17 protein-coding genes are annotated in these 17,526 nt (G+C 61.1%); 7 read left to right on the forward strand and 10 right to left on the reverse strand.

Annotated elements, in window-relative coordinates:
• The first annotated feature begins 242 nt into the window (after positions 1-242).
• The 4 genes from QF010_RS31105 (at position 243) to QF010_RS31120 (ending at position 3,923) form a co-directional block, all read left to right on the forward strand.
• Positions 243-2,045: a HAMP domain-containing protein gene (locus QF010_RS31105; protein ID WP_033059078.1), complete on the forward strand. Its 1,803-nt coding sequence runs from the start codon at positions 243-245 to the stop codon at positions 2,043-2,045.
• Entirely contained in the window at positions 2,042-2,689 is a 648-nt protein-coding gene (narL, locus tag QF010_RS31110; RefSeq protein WP_429534594.1) for a two-component system response regulator NarL, read from the forward strand. The genes QF010_RS31105 and narL overlap by 4 nt, the downstream gene beginning before the upstream one ends.
• 86 nt (positions 2,690-2,775) lie before the next feature.
• Complete coding sequence (locus tag QF010_RS31115; RefSeq protein WP_033059073.1) at positions 2,776-3,450, forward strand: Crp/Fnr family transcriptional regulator; 675 nt, start codon at positions 2,776-2,778, stop codon at positions 3,448-3,450.
• A 74-nt stretch (positions 3,451-3,524) separates the two neighbouring features.
• Positions 3,525-3,923, forward strand: a complete 399-nt coding sequence (locus QF010_RS31120; protein WP_429534595.1) for a putative zinc-binding protein — start codon at positions 3,525-3,527, stop codon at positions 3,921-3,923.
• A gap of 807 nt (positions 3,924-4,730) precedes the next feature.
• On the opposite strand, the gene ubiT is transcribed toward QF010_RS31120, so the two are convergent.
• From ubiT to norR, 7 genes are all read right to left on the reverse strand, one after another.
• Positions 4,731-5,201 (reverse strand): ubiquinone anaerobic biosynthesis accessory factor UbiT, encoded by a 471-nt coding sequence (ubiT, locus tag QF010_RS31125; protein ID WP_046046528.1) that lies wholly within the window; start codon positions 5,199-5,201, stop codon positions 4,731-4,733.
• A complete protein-coding gene (locus QF010_RS31130) occupies positions 5,195-6,085 on the reverse strand; it encodes a U32 family peptidase (RefSeq protein ID WP_429534596.1) in 891 nt (296 codons plus the stop codon). The genes ubiT and QF010_RS31130 overlap by 7 nt, the downstream gene beginning before the upstream one ends.
• Before the next feature lie 10 nt (positions 6,086-6,095).
• Complete coding sequence (ubiU, locus tag QF010_RS31135; RefSeq protein WP_033059066.1) at positions 6,096-7,091, reverse strand: ubiquinone anaerobic biosynthesis protein UbiU; 996 nt, start codon at positions 7,089-7,091, stop codon at positions 6,096-6,098.
• 214 nt (positions 7,092-7,305) lie between these two features.
• The gene (locus QF010_RS31140; protein ID WP_429534597.1) at positions 7,306-8,541 is read right to left on the reverse strand and encodes a molybdopterin molybdotransferase MoeA; all 1,236 of its coding nucleotides are present in this window, start codon (positions 8,539-8,541) and stop codon (positions 7,306-7,308) included.
• On the reverse strand, positions 8,538-9,092 hold the full coding sequence (gene moaB / locus QF010_RS31145; RefSeq protein WP_046052662.1) for a molybdenum cofactor biosynthesis protein B: 555 nt from the start codon (positions 9,090-9,092) through the stop codon (positions 8,538-8,540). The genes QF010_RS31140 and moaB overlap by 4 nt, the downstream gene beginning before the upstream one ends.
• A gap of 116 nt (positions 9,093-9,208) precedes the next feature.
• The gene (gene pdxH, locus QF010_RS31150; protein WP_429534598.1) at positions 9,209-9,856 is read right to left on the reverse strand and encodes a pyridoxamine 5'-phosphate oxidase; all 648 of its coding nucleotides are present in this window, start codon (positions 9,854-9,856) and stop codon (positions 9,209-9,211) included.
• An 88-nt stretch (positions 9,857-9,944) separates the two neighbouring features.
• On the reverse strand, positions 9,945-11,474 hold the full coding sequence (gene norR / locus QF010_RS31155; RefSeq protein WP_033059058.1) for a nitric oxide reductase transcriptional regulator NorR: 1,530 nt from the start codon (positions 11,472-11,474) through the stop codon (positions 9,945-9,947).
• A 156-nt stretch (positions 11,475-11,630) separates the two neighbouring features.
• Between norR and ytfE the strand changes: the two genes are divergently transcribed.
• Entirely contained in the window at positions 11,631-12,305 is a 675-nt protein-coding gene (gene ytfE / locus QF010_RS31160; RefSeq protein ID WP_033059057.1) for an iron-sulfur cluster repair protein YtfE, read from the forward strand.
• A gap of 75 nt (positions 12,306-12,380) precedes the next feature.
• Here the strand turns inward: ytfE and QF010_RS31165 are convergent, their stop codons facing one another.
• Both QF010_RS31165 and QF010_RS31170 read right to left on the reverse strand, forming a co-directional pair.
• Entirely contained in the window at positions 12,381-12,821 is a 441-nt protein-coding gene (locus QF010_RS31165; RefSeq protein WP_033059055.1) for a CopD family copper resistance protein, read from the reverse strand.
• A gap of 25 nt (positions 12,822-12,846) precedes the next feature.
• A complete protein-coding gene (locus QF010_RS31170) occupies positions 12,847-14,037 on the reverse strand; it encodes an NnrS family protein (protein WP_429509708.1) in 1,191 nt (396 codons plus the stop codon).
• Between the two features lie 573 nt (positions 14,038-14,610).
• Between QF010_RS31170 and QF010_RS31175 the strand changes: the two genes are divergently transcribed.
• Together QF010_RS31175 and QF010_RS31180 are read left to right on the forward strand one after the other, a co-directional pair.
• Complete coding sequence (locus QF010_RS31175; protein ID WP_033059051.1) at positions 14,611-15,294, forward strand: Crp/Fnr family transcriptional regulator; 684 nt, start codon at positions 14,611-14,613, stop codon at positions 15,292-15,294.
• 5 nt (positions 15,295-15,299) lie between these two features.
• Positions 15,300-15,488, forward strand: coding sequence for a hypothetical protein (locus tag QF010_RS31180; RefSeq protein ID WP_033059096.1), 189 nt, complete (start codon positions 15,300-15,302; stop codon positions 15,486-15,488).
• 185 nt (positions 15,489-15,673) lie between these two features.
• On the opposite strand, the gene QF010_RS31185 is transcribed toward QF010_RS31180, so the two are convergent.
• The gene (locus QF010_RS31185; protein WP_429534599.1) at positions 15,674-17,515 is read right to left on the reverse strand and encodes a nitric oxide reductase activation protein NorD; all 1,842 of its coding nucleotides are present in this window, start codon (positions 17,513-17,515) and stop codon (positions 15,674-15,676) included.
• Positions 17,516-17,526 lie beyond the last annotated feature (11 nt).

A 17,526-nucleotide genomic window follows, 5' to 3' on the forward strand; every position in this document is an offset into this window, starting at 1 on the left:
TCCATGTCAACGAAGCCCATGGGGGCATAGGCCTATGCTTGCGCGGTCTACCTCTAAGGAGGTAGTACAGGGAAACCCTAAAACCGTTTGTTTATCAGCGTCTTAAGGTTTTCTGCCAAGTTTTTTGCTGACAAGGATCAGTCGACAACTCTTTAGAGGTAGCGCGCCCGGGATCGGCGGCAAAACCCCTTCCTGGAGCTCCACGTGCTCTGTTTTCCTGAATTCTTCCGGGACCTGCGCTGATGATCCGCTGGTTGCGCAGCTCCCTGCCCGCTCGCGCCGGGCTGGCGGTGATTCTGATCGCCGTGCTCGCCCTCGCCAGTTCGCTGAGTGCCGGACTGATCGCCTGGTTCAGCCAGGGCGATGCGGCCGCCATCAACACCGCAGGCTCGGTGCGCATGGAGACTTACCACCTGAGCTGGAAACTGGCCGCGGGTGCAACCGGCGAAGAAATCATCGCCATCAGCGACAGCCTGCAAACCCGCCTCAACAGCCAGTCACTCAAGGCGGTGCTGGAAGATGGCCCGACCGCCGCCCTGCAAATCAGCTACGGGCAAATCCAGCAGCAATGGAACGAGGATTTGCGCCCGGCACTGGAGCGCGGCGATGCCGCCTACTTTCAGGTCCAGGCCCTGCCCTTCATTGAACAGCTGAACCAGTTCGTCAACCTGTTGCAGCGCCAAAGCGAACAGAAGCAAGGCTGGCAACAGGCGATCCAGGGCCTGGCCTTGTTCACCACTATGATTATCCTGCTGCTGGGGCTCTACGAATTGCAGTACGGGGTCGTCATGCCCTTGAAAGAGTTGGTGGATGCGACCCAGCGCTTTCGTCGCGGCGATTTCAAGGTGCGGGTCAACCATCAGTCCCAGGACGAACTGGGCCAGTTGGCCACGAGTTTCAACGCCATGGCCGAGACGATTGAAGACTCCCATCGCACCCTTGAGAGTCAGGTCCAGCAAAAAACCCTGAACCTGCAACAAGCCAACGCTGCTCTCGAGTTGCTGTATCAAAGCAGTCGAAGCCTGGCCACGCGCCTAGCCAATGCCGAAGGCCTGGATGAGTTGATCCGGCGCTTCCAGCAACGCCTGCCCGGCTTGCGCCTGTCGCTGTGCCTGCAAGGACAAATGCAGGCACCGGCCCAGCAGTTGCTCGCCCTCCACGGCGCGAACATCCGCGAAGTGTGCGCCAGCAGCGATTGCGCCACGTGTCAGAAGCACCATAAAGCCAGCCCGCAAACCTTCAGCATCAGCAATCAGGGCAGTGAACTGGGTGAGCTCAAGGCGCACTTTGTCGACGGACACCCAACCCAAGCCTGGGAAACCCAATTGATCCAAGCCTTGGCCAACCTGATTGGCACCTCGCTCTCGCTCAAGCGTCAACGGGAGCAGGATCATCGCCTGCTGCTGCTCGACGAGCGCACGATCATCGCCCGCGAACTGCACGACTCACTGGCCCAGGCCCTGTCCTATATGAAGCTGCAAGTCAGCCGCCTGCAGACCCTGATGCGCCGTGGCGAACCGGTCGAAACCCTGGAAAACGTCACTGCCGAACTGCGCGAAGGGCTGAACAATGCCTACCGCCAGCTACGCGAGCTGCTGACCACCTTTCGCTTGCAGATTCACGATGCGGGGCTGGTGCAGGAACTCAAGGACACCGCCGAGGAGTTCTCCCGGCGCGGCGAATTCCAGGTGCACCTGCACGTCGACGCGCTGGCCTTTCAGTTATCGGCCAGCGAGCAAATCCACATTCTGCAGATCACCCGCGAAGCGCTCTCCAACTGCCTGCGCCACGCCCATGCGCAGAACGCCTGGCTGCAACTGCGTCAGGACGGTGAAACCGTTCGGCTCATCGTCGAAGACGACGGGCGTGGCTTCAGCGGCAACGTCGACCAACGCGAACACCACGGCCTGAAAATCATGGATGAGCGGGCCCGCAGCTTGCGCGGTCAACTCGAAATAGTCTCCAGGGAGCCGCAAGGCACCCGCGTCCAGCTGGAATTCCAACCGGAGTTTCTCGGGCAGCAAACAGAAGGTAGCGTCACATGAACCCGTCCCTGCAACACACCATTCTGCTGGTCGACGACCACCCGATGATGCGTCACGGCATCCGCCAGATGCTCGAACTCGAAGATGATTTCCTGATCGTCGGTGAAGCCAGCAACGGTGAAGAAGCCCTCGTTCTGATCGAACCGCTGAAACCGGATCTGGTGTTGCTCGACAACAACATGCCGCTGATGAATGGCATTGAAACCCTGCGCCAATTACGGGCGATGCACTACACCGGCAAGGTGCTGCTGTTCACGGTCTCGGACGCCGAAGACGATATTCGCGACGCATTGCGTCTGGATGCTGACGGCTACCTGCTGAAGGACATGGAACCCGAACTGTTGATTCAGTACATCCGCAATGCCTTGAACGGCGAATTGGTGATCAGCCCGGGGCTGACCCAAGTCATGGCCCAGGCACTGCGCTCACCGCAGCGCCAGACCGTGGTGGAACTGACCGAGCGTGAACGCCAGGTGTTGAAAACCATCGCCAGCGGCTTCAGCAACAAGGTCATCGGGCACAAGCTGGGCATCACCGAAGGCACGGTCAAGGTTCACGTGAAAAACCTGCTGCACAAACTCGGCTTGCGCTCGCGGGTCGAGGCGGCGGTGTGGGCCATGGAGCATCTGCGCAATGCGGGCTGACGGGCATCCCTCCTTGGAGGTAGGCCGGCAGAGGCATAGGTCATTCGCCTCTTGCTCTCTACTATGACCGTCAGCGGAGGTACGCCATGCTGACCCACCCTTCCATCGTTTTAACGTTGCGCCGTCATCATCTGTTCAGCCAACTGCCGGAGAAAATCTTCGAGGAAGTCTGCGGCCTGGCCATGCTCAAGCGCCTGGCCTGTCACAGCACACTCATGCATCAAGGGGACCCGGCCAAGCGTTTTTTCCTGCTGGTCAGCGGCCAGATCAAGTTGTATCGACTTACCGGTGAAGGCCAGGAGAACCTGGTGGAGATCATTCAGCCCGGCCAGACCTTTGCCGAAGCCTTGCTGTTCAGCCAGGCCCGTCTCTACCCGGTGAGCGCCACGGCGCTGAAGGACAGCGTGCTGGTGAGTATCGAGGGCAGCCATTACCGCAACGCCCTGGAAGACCAGCCGAAAGTCTGCCTGGCGATCCTGGCGAGCATGAGCGTGCACCTGCACCTGCGTCTACGCGACATCGACACCTTGACCATGGCCAGCGCGAGCCGTCGGGTGATCAATTTCCTGTTCCAGGAACGCAACCCGGTCAGCGGCTTGATTGTCTTGCAGGTGTCCAAACGCCTGGTGGCCTCGAAGCTGGGTATTCAGCCGGAAACCTTTTCGCGGATTTTGCACCGCTTGGTGGACAGCGGCCTGATCGCGATGGAACGACGCAATATCAGCATCCTCGCCGAAGAGGATCTCGCGGCTTTCCAATAGACGGAATTGACCGCAGTCAATGCGCAATGCCACCGGCCTTGCACACTGAAGAAGTCCATCCATGGAGAACGCTCATGTCCCGTTCAACCTTGCCCCTGATTTACTCCTGTTCAGGCTGCTCCAACGTCGCCCAACTGGCCAATACCCTGGCCGTGCGGCTTGATCGCAGCGGCCTGGCTGAAATGTCCTGCATCGTCGGGGTTGGCGGGCATGTGGCGGCGTTGGTCAGCAAGGCGAGCTCGGGACGGCGGATTTTTGCGTTGGATGGTTGCCCGTTGCAATGCGTGGAAAACTGCTTGAAGCAGCATGGTTTGCATGCGGATGTGCATTTGATTCTTAGCCACTATGGGCTGCGTAAGCGTTATGGCGAGGACTGCACGCCAGCAGAGAGTGATGAGTTGTTTGAACAGATCAAAGAGTTGATTAGCAGTGATGCCCGGCAGCATGAAAGCCGGCAGGAAACGATGGCCTGAAGAACACAAAAACCCTGTGGGAGCGGGCTTGCCCGCGATGGCGTAGTGTCAGGCGATGAGGTTTTTGAGGGTGGTGTACATATCCATTCCTGCGGTAACGGCTTCTATTGGTTTCGCTTTTACAGCGAGTCACTTGGAAAAGCCCCAAGTAACCAAGGGCTCTTGCCCCTGTCGTTCGGTGCCTCGCCTAGGCTCGGCATGCCCTCGCTCCGGTCCTGCTCCGTGGGCCCGCCGCCATCGGCCATCCATGGCCGGGGGCGGCTAACCCGGCATCCATGCCGGGTTGCCCACTGCGCAGAACCTCCACTCGGCCTCTCGAGGGGGCGAACACCGCAAAAGCAGCGCGAGGCGGCCTACCGGCCGGCCTGATTCTTCAAGTGCACGCATCCCCCCTGTGGGAGCGGGCTTGCTCGCGAAAGATGTAAACGATATCGCGTGCTGTCTGAATGAACGCGGTGTCCGAGCGTTTTTCGCGAGCAGGCTCGCTCCCACAGGTACAACGCCGGGCTTTTGATCTTGCTTTTGATCTTGATCTGCCCCGTCGGAAGGCCGAGCGCAGGTTGTGCGCAGTGGGCACCGCGGCAAGGATGCCGCGGTAGCCGCCCCCGGCCATGGATGGCCGATGGCGGCGGGCCCACGGAGCAGGACCGGAGCGAGGGCATGCCGAGCCGAAGCGAGGCACCGTACGTCAGGGGCGAAAGCGTTTGGTTACTTGGCGCTCTTCCAAGTGACCCGCCGTAAGGGCGGAACCAATAGCAGCCGTGACCGCAGCAACGGATATGTACCCCAACCAAAAACACAGATCGGCTAACCGGCAGCCAACCCCTTCCCCGCCCGCTCCAGATTGCGCCACAGCCACACAGGCAACACATCAGGATCAAGACTGTCGATCAAGTTCTTCAACGCCAACCCCAACTCCGTATCACCCTCAATCACCAAACGCCGGCGAAAGAACAACGTATCCGGATCTTCCTGACGGCTCGCCAGCAATAAAAACTCTCGCCAGTTACCGCTAATAGTCACATGCGCCGTGGCATGTTCAGCAATTCGCAACCCTTGACGGGTCAGCGTCAAATACCAGGACAACCCCAGATCTGGAATCCGCAAGCACAACCAACGCCCCCGCAACACTTCAAATTCGCCATCGCGCAACGGCTCGGCGAGGCAGCGATTGAGCGCCTGCTGCAACGCCAGGCGCTGCACCGCAAAAGGCACCCGGCGCACCAGCGGCAATAACCGGTCGGCACCTTTCAACAACCACTTTTTACGATTCAACACAGGCCGACCTCCTCGACGCGCAACATGCCGGCCTGGCCATGCCAGTAGCCGTTGCAGCCGTCGACGAACAACGGCGGCGTCTCGCCCAGACGAACCCGTTGATAGGCAGCAATGACCTCGGCCATGCCCTGAGCGCGAGGGCTCAGACGTAACAGATCGGCACCGCAGGCCACCAGCCCGGTGTAATCCGCCAGCAGATTGGTCACCTCCGCCGACATTGTCTGAATACCGTTGATGGTGAACAGCGCCTGCCCTTCCTGACTGGTCAACGGCAGGCCATCGGGGTAGTTGAGGCAGCAAAACCGGCAGTCGTCCTTGGGCAGGTTTTCCGCCCGGGCCGTGAAGCAGCGTGCGGAATAGGCCAACGGCAAATGCCCATAGGCAAAGATCTCGACTTCCGGCACCTCACGGCCCAGTTCGCGCACTTGATCGAGCACATCGCCAATCAGCGCCGCGGAACATTCCACGGGCGGCACCCAACGGGTCATTCCGCAGTCCAGCAGTTGCGCCAGCGTGTGACCGTTGTACAAATTCAGCGCCGGGCCGCCCACGAACGGCAACTTGCGCTCGGCCAGAAACTGCACCGCGCCCATGTCGTTGGCCTCCACCAGCAATTGGCCGTTGTCGCAGAGCCTTCGCAGGCTGGAGAGCTCGGAGGCCGCTTCGATCAGCGTCAGGCTGGAGATCACCAACTGTGCCTGGCTGCACTCCTGCAACTCGCGCCCCAATCCCAGCCATTGATCCAGTGAAAAAGACCGACGTTTCGAACACACGGTTTCCCCCAGATAAATCACATCCAGGGGCAAGGCCGACATCTCGGCGTAAAAGTTGCTGAGTTGCTCTTTGTCCCAATAAAACAGGACCGGTCCAAGACTGAGCTTCATGTGGCCTCCCTCATTGCCATGATCGATGGTAAGCACCCAGGGTGGTCTGGCTGCCTTCGGACAAACCGGCCAGCACCCGGCGCCATTCCTCCTTGACCCGAAAACTGCCCGGCGAACCGCGATGGGCATCCAGTGCCGCACGCCAGACGCGGGTGACTTGTTCGACATAGGCCGGACTGCGTTGCCGGCCTTCGATTTTTACCGCTTCGACGCCGATGGCCGTCAATTCCGGCAACAAGTCCAGGGTGTCGAGGCTGGTGGGTTCTTCCAGCGCATGAAAGCGTTTGCCGCCGACCAGGAAGCGGCCCTTGCACAGGGTTGGGTAACCGGCGGGTTCGTCAGGGGTGTAACGGTCGATCAGCACTTCACTGAGCCGTGCGCTCAAGCCGTCGGCGTCGTCGCTCCAGCGCACCGCTTTGGCCGGCGAACAGACACCGCACAGGTTCGGCGACTCGCCAGTAATGTAGGAAGACAGATGGCAGCGCCCTTCGGCCATGATGCACAAGCTGCCGAAGCCAAACACCTCGATGGGCACCGGGCTGCTCGCAGCGACCTGGCGCACTTGCGCCAACGACAACACCCGAGGCAGTACCGCGCGCCGAATCCCGTAGCGCTGCGCATAAAACTCCAGCGCCGCAGCGTGGGTTGCCGAGCCCTGGACCGACAAGTGCAACGCCAATTGCGGATGGCGCTGGCTGGCGTAGTTGAGCACCCCGGGGTCGGCGGCGATCAGCGCATCCACGCCGAAATCGGCGGCACGATCGACCGCCCGCTGCCAACGTTCCCAGCCCTTGGGTTGTGGGTACGTGTTGACCGCGACATAGAGTTTGCGTTGATGCTGGCGGATGTGGGCGACCGCCGCGTCGAACTGTTTGTCGTCCATGTTCAGCCCCGCGAAATGCCGGGCATTGGTGTCATCGCGAAAACCGACATAAACGGCATCGGCGCCTTCGCGCACCGCCGCTTTCAGCGCAGGCAGGTTCCCTGCCGGGCAGACCAGTTGCATGGGTAATCCTCATGGAAAAACGCAGTCCGGGGCCTAATCAGTCATGGTTGGAATGCACTTGTGGCGAGCGAGCTTGCTCCGGGCGGCGTTCCGACGCTGGACTGCGCAGCAGGCCTGAATAACAGGGCCGCTTCGCGACCCAGCGGGAGCAAGCTCCCTCGCCACAGAGTCTAACGAGACCGGCAGGCGCGGCCTTGACGGCAATCAATTGCCATCAATGCATCAGGTCGGCGAAGGACAGGAACATCACGTTGTCGTGCTTGAGCACTTGCTGCTCGCACTCGATCACCGCCAGCCCGTCGGCCCAACACGCGGCGGTCAACATCGCCGAGCTTTGCTGAGGGTGCAGCTCCACGCTCATCTGGCCGTTAGCGTCAGGAGTGAGTCTTGCCCGCAAGTACTGCCGACGTTTGTTGCGTTGCAACCAGTCGAACCCGGCGGGCACGGCCAATGGCACCGGCAACACGTCTTTGACACCCTGCGCCCTGAGCAGGAACGGACGCACCACCACCAACGCGGTAATCAGCGCCGCCGAAGGATTGCCCGGCATGCCGATCCAGGGTTTTCCGGCCACTTCGCCGAAGGCCAGCGGTTTACCCGGCTGAATGGCCAACCGCCAGAAATCCAGGCTGCCCAGTTCCTCGATGGCCTGCTTGAGGTGATCTTCCTCGCCCACCGAGACGCCACCGGAACTCAACAACAGGTCGCATTCCGAGGACGCCAGGCTCAAGGCATGCCGGCTGGCCGCCAACTCATCGGCCATGACGCCATAGTCATGCACCTCGACGCCCCAGCCACTCAACAACGCCGCGAGGCAGTAGCGATTGCTGTTGTAAATCTGTCCGGGCGCCAATGAATCGCCCGGCTCACGCAGTTCATTGCCGCTGCTGAGCAAGCACACCTGCAACGGTCGATAAACCTCGACCTGCGCGATACCCGCGCCGGCCAGCAACCCCACTTCCTGCGCACGCAGGCGTTTACCGGCCTGGAGTAACAGGTCTCCCCGGCGAACCTCCTCGCCTTCCTTGCGCACGTGATCGCCAGCGCTTACGGGTGGAAACCAGACACGCTCGCCGTCGATCCGGCAGCGCTCCTGCGGCACCACGGTGTCGGCGCCCGGCGGCAATGGCGCGCCGGTAAAAATCTGTACTGCCTGCTGCGCGAGCAAGGGCGAGCACGCCTGATCTCCCGCCGCAATTCGTCCGCCAATCAACAAGCAGCCTCCGTCCGGTGGCAGGTCAGCGGCCCTGAGGGCGTAACCGTCCATGGCACTGTTGTCCCAGGCCGGCAGGTTGACGGGGGAATGTATGTCCGCCGCCAACACCCGCCCCAAGGCTTGATCCAGTCCGATCTTTTGCGCCAGGGGCGGCGGCGGTGCCTGATCCAGTAGACGGCTGATGGCCTCGTCTACCGGCATCAGGTGGCCGAGGTCGCACACCCGGCCGGTCATGAGCGTGTCTCGCAGGCGTCGATGACCCGCTGTGCTTGCGGTTTCAAATGCGGGGCGAAATTGCACGGGCCGGTGCGGCTGTCCAATTGTTCGAGCAGGATCTGATTCCAGGCGGTTCGACACGCGCCCGGCGAACCCGGCACGCAGCACACCAACACGCCGTTGCTCATCCCGGCCAATGCGCGGGATTGCAGACTCGACATGCCGATCTCCGCCAGGGACACCTGACGGAACAGTTCACCGAAGCCTTCCACGTGCTTGTCCAGCAATGGCAAAACCGCTTGCGGAGTGTTGTCGCGCGCGGTGAAGCCGGTGCCGCCGGTCATCAGTATCACTTGAACCTGAGGGTCGGCGATCCAGTGAGAGACCTTGGCGCGGATCTGATAAATATCGTCCTTGACCAGATCACGGTCGATCAATACATGCCCGGCCGTTTGCAGCAAATCCGTCAGGGTCTGCCCCGAGGTGTCGGTGTCAAAGGTGCGCGTATCGCTGATGGTCAGCACGGCAATGTTCAGGGGTTCAAACGTGCGTTGCGCCAGATGGGCCATATCCAAGCCTTCCCGTAAATGAGGGGTATGGGACAAAGCGTGAACCGGAATCCCTGGTGAGCCTATTCCTCCAAGGAGGTACCTCCACAGGTTCTGCGCTAGTTTGATAATGGGGCTCAAGGTGCCAGGCGGTTTCGTTGCCAGGCGCCATCGCGCAACCGGTAATCGAGACGGTCATGCAAGCGGTCGGCGCGCCCCTGCCAGAACTCCAGACGTTCAGGGTGCAGGCAGTAGCCGCCCCAATGCTCGGGCCGCGGCACGGTCTTGCCGGCAAAACGTTGAGTGGTTTGTAGCAACAGCGATTCAAGCTCGGCCCGATTGGCCAACGGCCGGCTTTGCGGTGAAGCCCAGGCGCCCAGGCGACTGTCCTGTGAGCGGGAATCGAAGTACGCATCCGACAGCGTCGGGTCGAGCCTGGAGACCTGGCCTTCGATACGCACCTGGCGCTCCAGGCTCGGCCAGAAAAAGGTCATGGCGGCATGCGGGTTAGCGGCCAGTTGCTGGCCTTTGTCACTCTGGTAATTGCCGAAAAAGGTGAAGCCTTCATCGCTCAAGCCCTTGAGCAGCAGGACCCGGCAGTGTGGACGTCCTTCACTGTCGACCGTCGCCAACACCATGCTGTTGGCTTCGACCGGCACGCGCTCGGTGTCGCGGGCCAGTTGTATCCATTGTCGGAACATGGCCATCGGGTCGTCCAGCGCCGACTCGTCTTGCAGGCCAAAAAGGGTGTAGTTACGGCGCATCTGTGCCAGGGAAAGGGGCATGACGGTGATCTCCAGGAAGGTTCCGCCCAGTGTGCAATGCACGGCGCAACACCACCTTGACCACCATCAACACTGCGCACGCCCAGCCTTATTTAAGGCGCAGACGCCGAGCCAGTTTGTGCAGGTTGCTGGGATCGACTTCCAGAATCCGCGCGGCGCTGGCCCAGTTCTCCCCGGAGAGGCTCAAGGCCTGGAGGATTTTCTTGCGCTGATAATCGTCGACCGCTTCACTCAGGGGCTGGAACGGCTCATCCGCCGTCACGTCCAGGGGACTTTCGACGACCGCGCCCTGCCCGCCCATGGCACTGTCGAGGTCCAGAATTTCGGGCTCCAGCGTCATGATCAGGGTGCGACTGGTGCCGCGACTGAGCTGCTTCAACGCGGCGCGGCTGATCACATGCTCCAGCTCGCGCACGTTGCCCGGCCAGCTGTAAGCCAGCAGCGCCCGCTCGGCCGCCGGCGACAGACGCAAGCCGCGCAAGCCAAGCCGCGCCCGATTGAGCTCAAGGAAATGCCCGGCCAGCATCAACACATCGTTGCCCCGCTCGCGCAGCGGCGGAATCGGCACCGGGTACACCGAGAGCCGGTGATACAGATCGGCCCGAAACAAGCCGTCGCGGATGCTGTCCGGCAAGTGCCGGTTGGTCGCGGCGATGATTCGCACATTGACATGCAACGGCTTGTCGGCACCGAGACGCTGGATCTCGCCGTTCTGCAGAGTGCGCAGCAGCTTCGCTTGCACGGCCAATGGCAATTCACCGACTTCGTCGAGAAACAGCGTGCCACCGTTGGCCGCATCGAAACGTCCGGCACGGTCACTGGTGGCGCCGGAAAACGCGCCTTTGACGTGGCCGAACAACTCACTCTCTGCCAGAGACTCCGGCAAGGCGGCGCAGTTGACCTGCACCAGCGGCTTATGACTGCGGCGCGACAGACGATGCAAGCGCCTTGCGAACAGCTCTTTGCCGACGCCGGTCTCGCCCAGCAGCAACACCGGCAGCTCGGAATCGGCCAGTACGTCCAGTTCATTGAGCAACTGATGCAGCACTTCACTCTGCCCGAGGATTTCGCCTTCATCTGCCGGCCGCCGCACGTCTTGAATATCGCTGCGGGACAAGCGCAGGCTGCGGTTTTCCTGCTCGAGTCGGGTGACTCGCACGGCGGCTTCGATCTGCAAGGTGCAGCGCTTGAGCTCTTCCCGCGCACGGCTGTCGAAGGTCCCGGCGTGTAGCGCATCGAGGGTGATCGCGCCCCAGATCCGCCCCTCCACATACAGACTTACGCCCATGCAGTCATGCACCGGCAGCGGTTCGCCGACGTGGTCGTCGAGCAAGCCGTCATAAGGGTCCGGCAGGCGACTGTCGGGCTCGAACCAGGTGGGTTCGCGCGACGCCATGATCGCCGCCAGCCGCGGATGCTGGGCGATGACAAACCGGCGGCCCAACGCTTCATGCACCAGCCCCACCGTCGCGACCGGCCTCAAACTGTCGTCATCCAGACGCAGTAATCCCACGGCGCCACTGTTGAAGTACTCGCGCAGGGTCTGGACCAGTCGTTGCAACCGCACAGCATTGGGCAACTCGACAATCAGGTCGGCCGCCAGGCTTTCACGCAGCATGGTAGTTATTACCCTCTATGGTTGGATTCACCCTAATGCGTCCGGGTGTCTATCACCACAACTAAAAATAAAGCCCTATTTTTCAATACGTTAGATATGGCATGCCGGGTGCAATGAGTTTGGGGAACCGTTGAAATCCAAACAAGGAACCTCCTGATGAGCCTGAACCTACTGGAACAAAGCCTCGGCCAACTGGCCTGCGACATTCCCGGCGCCACGCGGATTTTTCACACCTTCAAACTGGACTTCTGTTGTGGCGGGCATAAAAGCCTGCGCGAAGCGGCCGCTGGCAAAGACCTCGACCCGGCCTTGATTGCCGACGCGCTGCACCGGCTGCAAGACACCGGCGAAACCCAACACGACTGGCGCAATGAACCGTCGGAGCTGTTGATCGCCTACCTTCTGGCGCGCTACCACGCCCGCCATCGCGAGCAACTGCCGGAACTGATTCGCCTGGCCCGTCGCGTCGAGCAGGTCCACGGTGCGCGCAGCAGCTGCCCCAATGGCCTGGCCGATCTGCTGACCGACATGCAACAAGAACTCGAAGGCCACATGCTCAAGGAAGAACAAGTGCTCTTCCCGATGCTGCAACAGGGCATCGGCCCTCAGGCCGCCCCGCCGATCCAGGTGCTGCGCTTTGAACATGATCAACATGGCGAAGCCCTCGAAAAGCTGCTCGCGCTGACCAACAACATCACCCCGCCGCCCGATGCCTGTAATACCTGGCGGGCCCTTTATCGTGGGCTGGTGGAGTTTCGTGATGACCTGATGCAACACATCCATCTGGAGAACAACGTGTTGTTTGTTAATGCCTTGAACCGTCGTCATTGATCGATTGCCGCTCACACCCGACCCGCGCCAGCCCACCGGTTGACGCGGGTTTTGTCTGTCAGGGAAGGCGAGCGATCAACCGTGCCAATAGAACATCGCCTTGGCCAGGATCACGATCAACACCATGTGCCCGAGGATGCTGCGGCGAATCCAGCTGGCGCGGGTCGTGGTCAGTCGTGCGCTTTTCAGCCAGTACGCCAGCAAAAAGTAATGGCCGATGATGCTCAAGGCCAGGACGATTTTCAGGCTCAGCAACGTGCCAAAACTACTCGCCAGCGGCTGACTCAATACGCCACGGTGTTGCCACGCCAGGCTGATGCCAGCGCCATACAACAGCAACACCACGCCATGCAGCACCTTGCGCGAACGTACTGCAATCGCTTGATCTGCGGTCGTTTGCGCGGTATCCGCCAACTGCTGGCGGGCGCGGTGCCAGATGACCACTTCGAAAAACAGCGTGCCGATGAAGGCAATCGCTGCCAGCAAGTGGGTGACCAGTAAAAAGGGATATAACACTGGCAGCCTCCATCAGTTGACTTGCTTAGCCCGGATGGCCATCCACCCGCGCCCGCAGCAGCATCGGCCCATAGCGCCAGGCGTACAGCGCAAACGCCAGCGCCCAGCACAGACCGGCCAGCCACAACGCTGGCAGCGGAAAGAACAGGATCAACACGACCCGGCTCAGACAGGCCAGGTTGAGCAAAATGAACGCCAGGGTCATGCCCGACGGCGGCTCCAGCGCGCGGCCGGTATGCCCCAGGCTGACCCGCGCAATCATCGCCAGCACCAGGCCGCCCATGGCGCCGATGGTCAGGCAATGCACCGCCAGACTCGCGTTGATCGGCACGCCAAAATGCCACAGCGCCATTGCGAGACAGGCCACCGCCAACCAGGCATACGCCAGGTACAACGACCACAGCAACGGCACGCGCCAGAGAGCGCGATCATGCCAGCGAACCAGACGCACCAGATGCCCGGCGGCCAACACGGCGAACAACAGCCCGACCCAAAGAGTGGGGTCAAGCGCAGGTCCGGCGGCGTACAACAACGCCACCAGCGGTGAACCAATCAGCAGCAGCCAATCCAGCCACGGCCAAGGGGTAACGCCTTCGACCTTGCCGAGACCGCGCTGGATGAAGAACGGAATGACGCGCCCGCCGATCAGCCCCATCATCGCCGCCACCAGCCAGAGGCCGGTCAGCACGCCTTGGCGCTGCCAGCCTTCATGACCTTCGACCAGGCCGTACAGGGACAACCCGTCGGCCGCCGCTAACAACAGCAGCACCACCGCAATCGGGTAGTTACGAGTCTGCCGCACCTTCCACAAGGTGAAACCCATGAGCGCGGCCACCGCCAGCGGGAACGCCAATTCCAGCACCGCAAGCACCGGCCACGGTGCATTGACCAGCCAGGCCACACGCGCCAACAACCACAGCAATGCCAGCGCGGCCAAGGGTCGACCGCTGAGGCCGGGGCGACCGGTCCAGGTCTGCACTGCCGTCAGCAGAAAGCCCGCGATGATCGCCAAGCCGAACCCGAACAACAATTCATGTCGATGCCAGCCCAGCCAGCCACCCGCCGGCTGCCAGCCGGAAAGCGCACCACTGAAGGCGGCCAGCCAGAGCGGAATGACCAGCACTGCCAACAGGCAGCCGGCGAGGAAAAATGGCCGAAAGGCCAAACGTAACAGCGGCGCGATGGCCATCGCTTTACGGCGGTCGAGCACTTGCATAAAGCCACTCCTTTACCTTGCTGCTGACCTGACGCTAACCCGCACGCGTCGAAGTAAGTCCGGGGGCAATGATCGGGTATTGGCGATCAATTGCCTTTGTCGCAGATCAAGTGTGCAAGGGGCGTGCCCTGCAGCTTTCTCGTATTCCTGTGGCGAGGGAGTTTTCCCTTGTAGGAGCGAGCCTGCTCGCGATAGCGGCGGGTCAGCCGACATGGATGCTGAATGTACCGCCATCATCGCGAGCAGGCTCGCTCCTACAAGGGTGATCGGCTCAGGGTAGAAATGACCCTTTAATGGTTAATTAGACCCTAAACATCGCGGTCTTTTTTACCCTCTTTTCCGACAACCCCAATAAACAAGGGCCTCCAGGCATGGCCCGCGTCTTGCTCAAGCTTTCAGCAATCAAAGAAACCTTGATCCCTCTCGATCCCCAGGAGTCGTCATGAAAAAAGTCATCCAGCCACTGGCCTGGTTTGTCGTGTTGACCTCGGTTCTGGCGTTGGCCAGCGGTGTCTCGCTGGGCCTCGTTTGACTTGATTGCCATCCCCTCCTCAATCCTCAGGATGAATTCTTATGGTGCTTCATCGCGTCCATCACCAGATTCTGCGCAGTCATCACTTGTTCGAGCCGTTGAACGAAGAACAGCTGGATGAGTTGATGAGTACCAGCCACTTGCTGAGCATCGACAAAGGCGAACCGCTGTTCCGCCAGGGTGAGCCGGCAGACTCGTTTTATTTCATCATTGCCGGTGCGGTGAAGATCTACCGACTGACACCCGATGGGCAGGAGAAAGTGTTCGAGGTGATCAGCGATCGGCAAACCTTCGCCGAGGCGATGATGCTGATGGATACCCCGAACTACGTGGCCTCGGCCGAAGCGATCTGCCCCACCCAGCTCTATCGGTTATCCAACAACACCTACATGCGCCTGCTGCAAAGCAATAGCCGACTGACCTTTGCGCTGCTGGGCAAACTCTGCGTTCGCCTGCATCAACGGGTCAACGAAATCGAAACCCTGTCCCTGAAAAACGCCACCCACCGGGTCGTGCGTTATCTGCTGACGCAGCTGGTGCGCCAGCAAACCGTTGACAGCCAATTCGAACTGCCGATGGCCAAGCAACTGATTGCCGGGCACCTGTCGATCCAGCCGGAAACCTTTTCGCGGATCATCCGTCGCCTGATCGACGAAAGAATCATCACCCAGGACGGCCGCCAGATCGCCATTCTCGATCGTCTGCGCCTGGAACAGTTCGAGTGAAAGCCATGCCCGTCTGTTTGTATTGCCAACACGTAAACCCTGCGCAAGAAACCGAGTGCCGCCAATGCGGCATGCCCCTGCCGGCATTCGCCGCACAGGCGGGGGAACGCCGGCTGCGCCGATTCATGTGGTTCTGCATCGGTCTGACGATCTTCTGCGTGACGATGTTTTTCTGGTTGCCACGCAGCATCTGATCCCCACACATCCCCCTGTAGCAGCTGCCGAGCCTGCGAGGCTGCGTCCGGCTGCGCAGCAGTCGTAAATCCTGAGCCCACGGTATTTCTGATACACCGCGGTGAATGGTTTTGCGACTGCTTCGCAGCCGAACGCAGCCTCGCAGGCTCGGCAGCTGCTACAGGGATGCAGTTCGCCAAGGAGATCACGGCTGGGTCAGCTGCCGATACAACTGCGGCAAGCGCAGGGGTAATTGCTCGGGCTGGCGGATCAAGGTGTAGCCATTGGCGCCGAACATGTAAGGCAGGTAATCCCCGGCCTCGCGGTCAATCGTGATACAGAACGGCGTCAACCCTTGACGCCGTGCCTCCAGCACCGCCTCGCGGGTGTCTTCAACACCGTAGCGGCCCTCATACAGATCCAGATCATTCGGTTTGCCATCCGTCAGCAGCAGCAACAGTTTGCTGCGGCGTTTGCTCTTGCCCAGCAGTTGGGTGGCGTGGCGAATGGCGGCGCCCATGCGCGTGTAATAACCCGGTTTGAGCCCTTGAATGCGACCGCGGGTGTTGTCGTCATAGCGTTGGGTGAAGGACTTGAGTTCCTGCATCCGCACTTGATGACGACGCAGCGAGGAAAACCCGTACAAGGCGAAATCATCACCCAGCACCGACAGGGTTTCGCCGAACAGCAGCAGGCTGTCGCGGATCACATCAATCACCCGGTGCTCATCGTTTAAATGCGCGTCGGTGGACATCGACACGTCGGCCAGCAACAGGCAAGCGAGGTCGCGGCGCGTCTGCCGTTGTTCCATGAACAGACCCCGCTCCGCACACTGGCCATGCTCGCGTTCGACGTGAAAATCCAGCCAGGCCTGCATGTCCAGTTCAGACCCTTGAGGTTGCTGGCGTAACCATTGGCGATCATTGCGCAGGTGCTCGAACTGGCGGCGCAGGCGGTGCGCCGGGGCCTTCAGCCGTGACGGCAGTGGCTGCGCTTCACAGTCGCGGGGCACCATCATTTGCAGATTGACGAAGGCGTCCTGCATTTGCTGTTTGCGATAGTCCCACTCCGGCAACTTGATGCCTTCGCCCAGGGGAATATCGTCGACATCGGCTGGCGGCAAATCCAGGTGCAGCTTGAGGCCACCGCCCTTGCGCAGACGGGTGCGCGACAAACTCAACTCGTCCAGGTCTTCGGCGACTCTGGCTGCGTCAGGGTTTTCGCTGTCGTCTGACCAGCGATCCAGGTCGACGTGTTCGGTCCAACTGAACAGGTTCTCCAGGCGCACGATCAGCAACCCACCGTCGCGGGTGCCTTCATCGATCCGCTTGGCGCGTTTGCTTCCACCTTTCTGCTCACCGGGTGGGGTCGTCAGCGACTCTTCCGACTCGTCACCGAGGTCGGCCGCCTGCGGGCTCGCGAGGTTTTGCGGCGGGTACAACCACAGCGGCAACGGCCAGGCCGCCCGTTCGCTGCGGGGAAAGTGTTCGACGCTGCCGGGCTCGCGCAACGCCTGACATAACGCTCGTTCCAGCGCTGCTTCGCCGGGGTTCAATGTTGCCGGATCCGGGCGCAATTGCAGATGGGCATCGACCAAACGTTTGTACCGGCTACGCAACGCGGGATAGCGCCGCAACAGCTGTTGCGTCCAGCGTTGATTGTCCCGCCCCCAATGTCGCATCTGGCCGGCCTGAGCCGCCAGCAACGCGAGCCAACGATAGAGTTCCTCGTTCAGCGCGACTTCAGGAAACACCGCGAGGCTCGACGGCAGACGAAGATTCGTCTCGTCACACCACGCCAAGGGCACTTGCTTGCAGGTGCCGGCGATCTGCTGCAGCACGTTGCGTCGCAACAGCAGATCGCGGTCGCTGGCGGCTTCGACACCGACGCCATTGGCGCCACCCATGGCGCGAAACAACAACGCCAGCGGTCGCTGCTGGTGGATCAGTTCGACCCGGGCCTCGGGAAAGTCCGGGCTGGCGCGCCGGGTGATAAAGCGATGCCAGACACTGCCGACCCACTCTTCCAGTTCGACGGTAAAGGCCATGGTTTTTTTCC

The organism is Pseudomonas silensiensis, from assembly GCF_050434865.1.
GTDB lineage: Bacteria > Pseudomonadota > Gammaproteobacteria > Pseudomonadales > Pseudomonadaceae > Aquipseudomonas > Aquipseudomonas fluorescens_W.

Bases quoted from the DNA above. Each gene is read 5' to 3' on its own strand.
- QF010_RS31105 (WP_033059078.1), top strand. From the start codon at position 243: ATGATCCGCTGGTTGCGCAGCTCCCTGCCCGCTCGCGCCGGGCTGGCG.
- narL (WP_429534594.1), top strand. From the start codon at position 2,042: ATGAACCCGTCCCTGCAACACACCATTCTGCTGGTCGACGACCACCCG.
- QF010_RS31115 (WP_033059073.1), top strand. From the start codon at position 2,776: ATGCTGACCCACCCTTCCATCGTTTTAACGTTGCGCCGTCATCATCTG.
- QF010_RS31120 (WP_429534595.1), top strand. From the start codon at position 3,525: ATGTCCCGTTCAACCTTGCCCCTGATTTACTCCTGTTCAGGCTGCTCC.
- QF010_RS31130 (WP_429534596.1), bottom strand. From the start codon at position 6,085: ATGAAGCTCAGTCTTGGACCGGTCCTGTTTTATTGGGACAAAGAGCAA.
- ubiU (WP_033059066.1), bottom strand. From the start codon at position 7,091: ATGCAACTGGTCTGCCCGGCAGGGAACCTGCCTGCGCTGAAAGCGGCG.
- QF010_RS31140 (WP_429534597.1), bottom strand. From the start codon at position 8,541: ATGACCGGCCGGGTGTGCGACCTCGGCCACCTGATGCCGGTAGACGAG.
- moaB (WP_046052662.1), bottom strand. From the start codon at position 9,092: ATGGCCCATCTGGCGCAACGCACGTTTGAACCCCTGAACATTGCCGTG.
- pdxH (WP_429534598.1), bottom strand. From the start codon at position 9,856: ATGCCCCTTTCCCTGGCACAGATGCGCCGTAACTACACCCTTTTTGGC.
- norR (WP_033059058.1), bottom strand. From the start codon at position 11,474: ATGCTGCGTGAAAGCCTGGCGGCCGACCTGATTGTCGAGTTGCCCAAT.
- ytfE (WP_033059057.1), top strand. From the start codon at position 11,631: ATGAGCCTGAACCTACTGGAACAAAGCCTCGGCCAACTGGCCTGCGAC.
- QF010_RS31170 (WP_429509708.1), bottom strand. From the start codon at position 14,037: ATGCAAGTGCTCGACCGCCGTAAAGCGATGGCCATCGCGCCGCTGTTA.
- QF010_RS31175 (WP_033059051.1), top strand. From the start codon at position 14,611: ATGGTGCTTCATCGCGTCCATCACCAGATTCTGCGCAGTCATCACTTG.
- QF010_RS31180 (WP_033059096.1), top strand. From the start codon at position 15,300: ATGCCCGTCTGTTTGTATTGCCAACACGTAAACCCTGCGCAAGAAACC.
- QF010_RS31185 (WP_429534599.1), bottom strand. From the start codon at position 17,515: ATGGCCTTTACCGTCGAACTGGAAGAGTGGGTCGGCAGTGTCTGGCAT.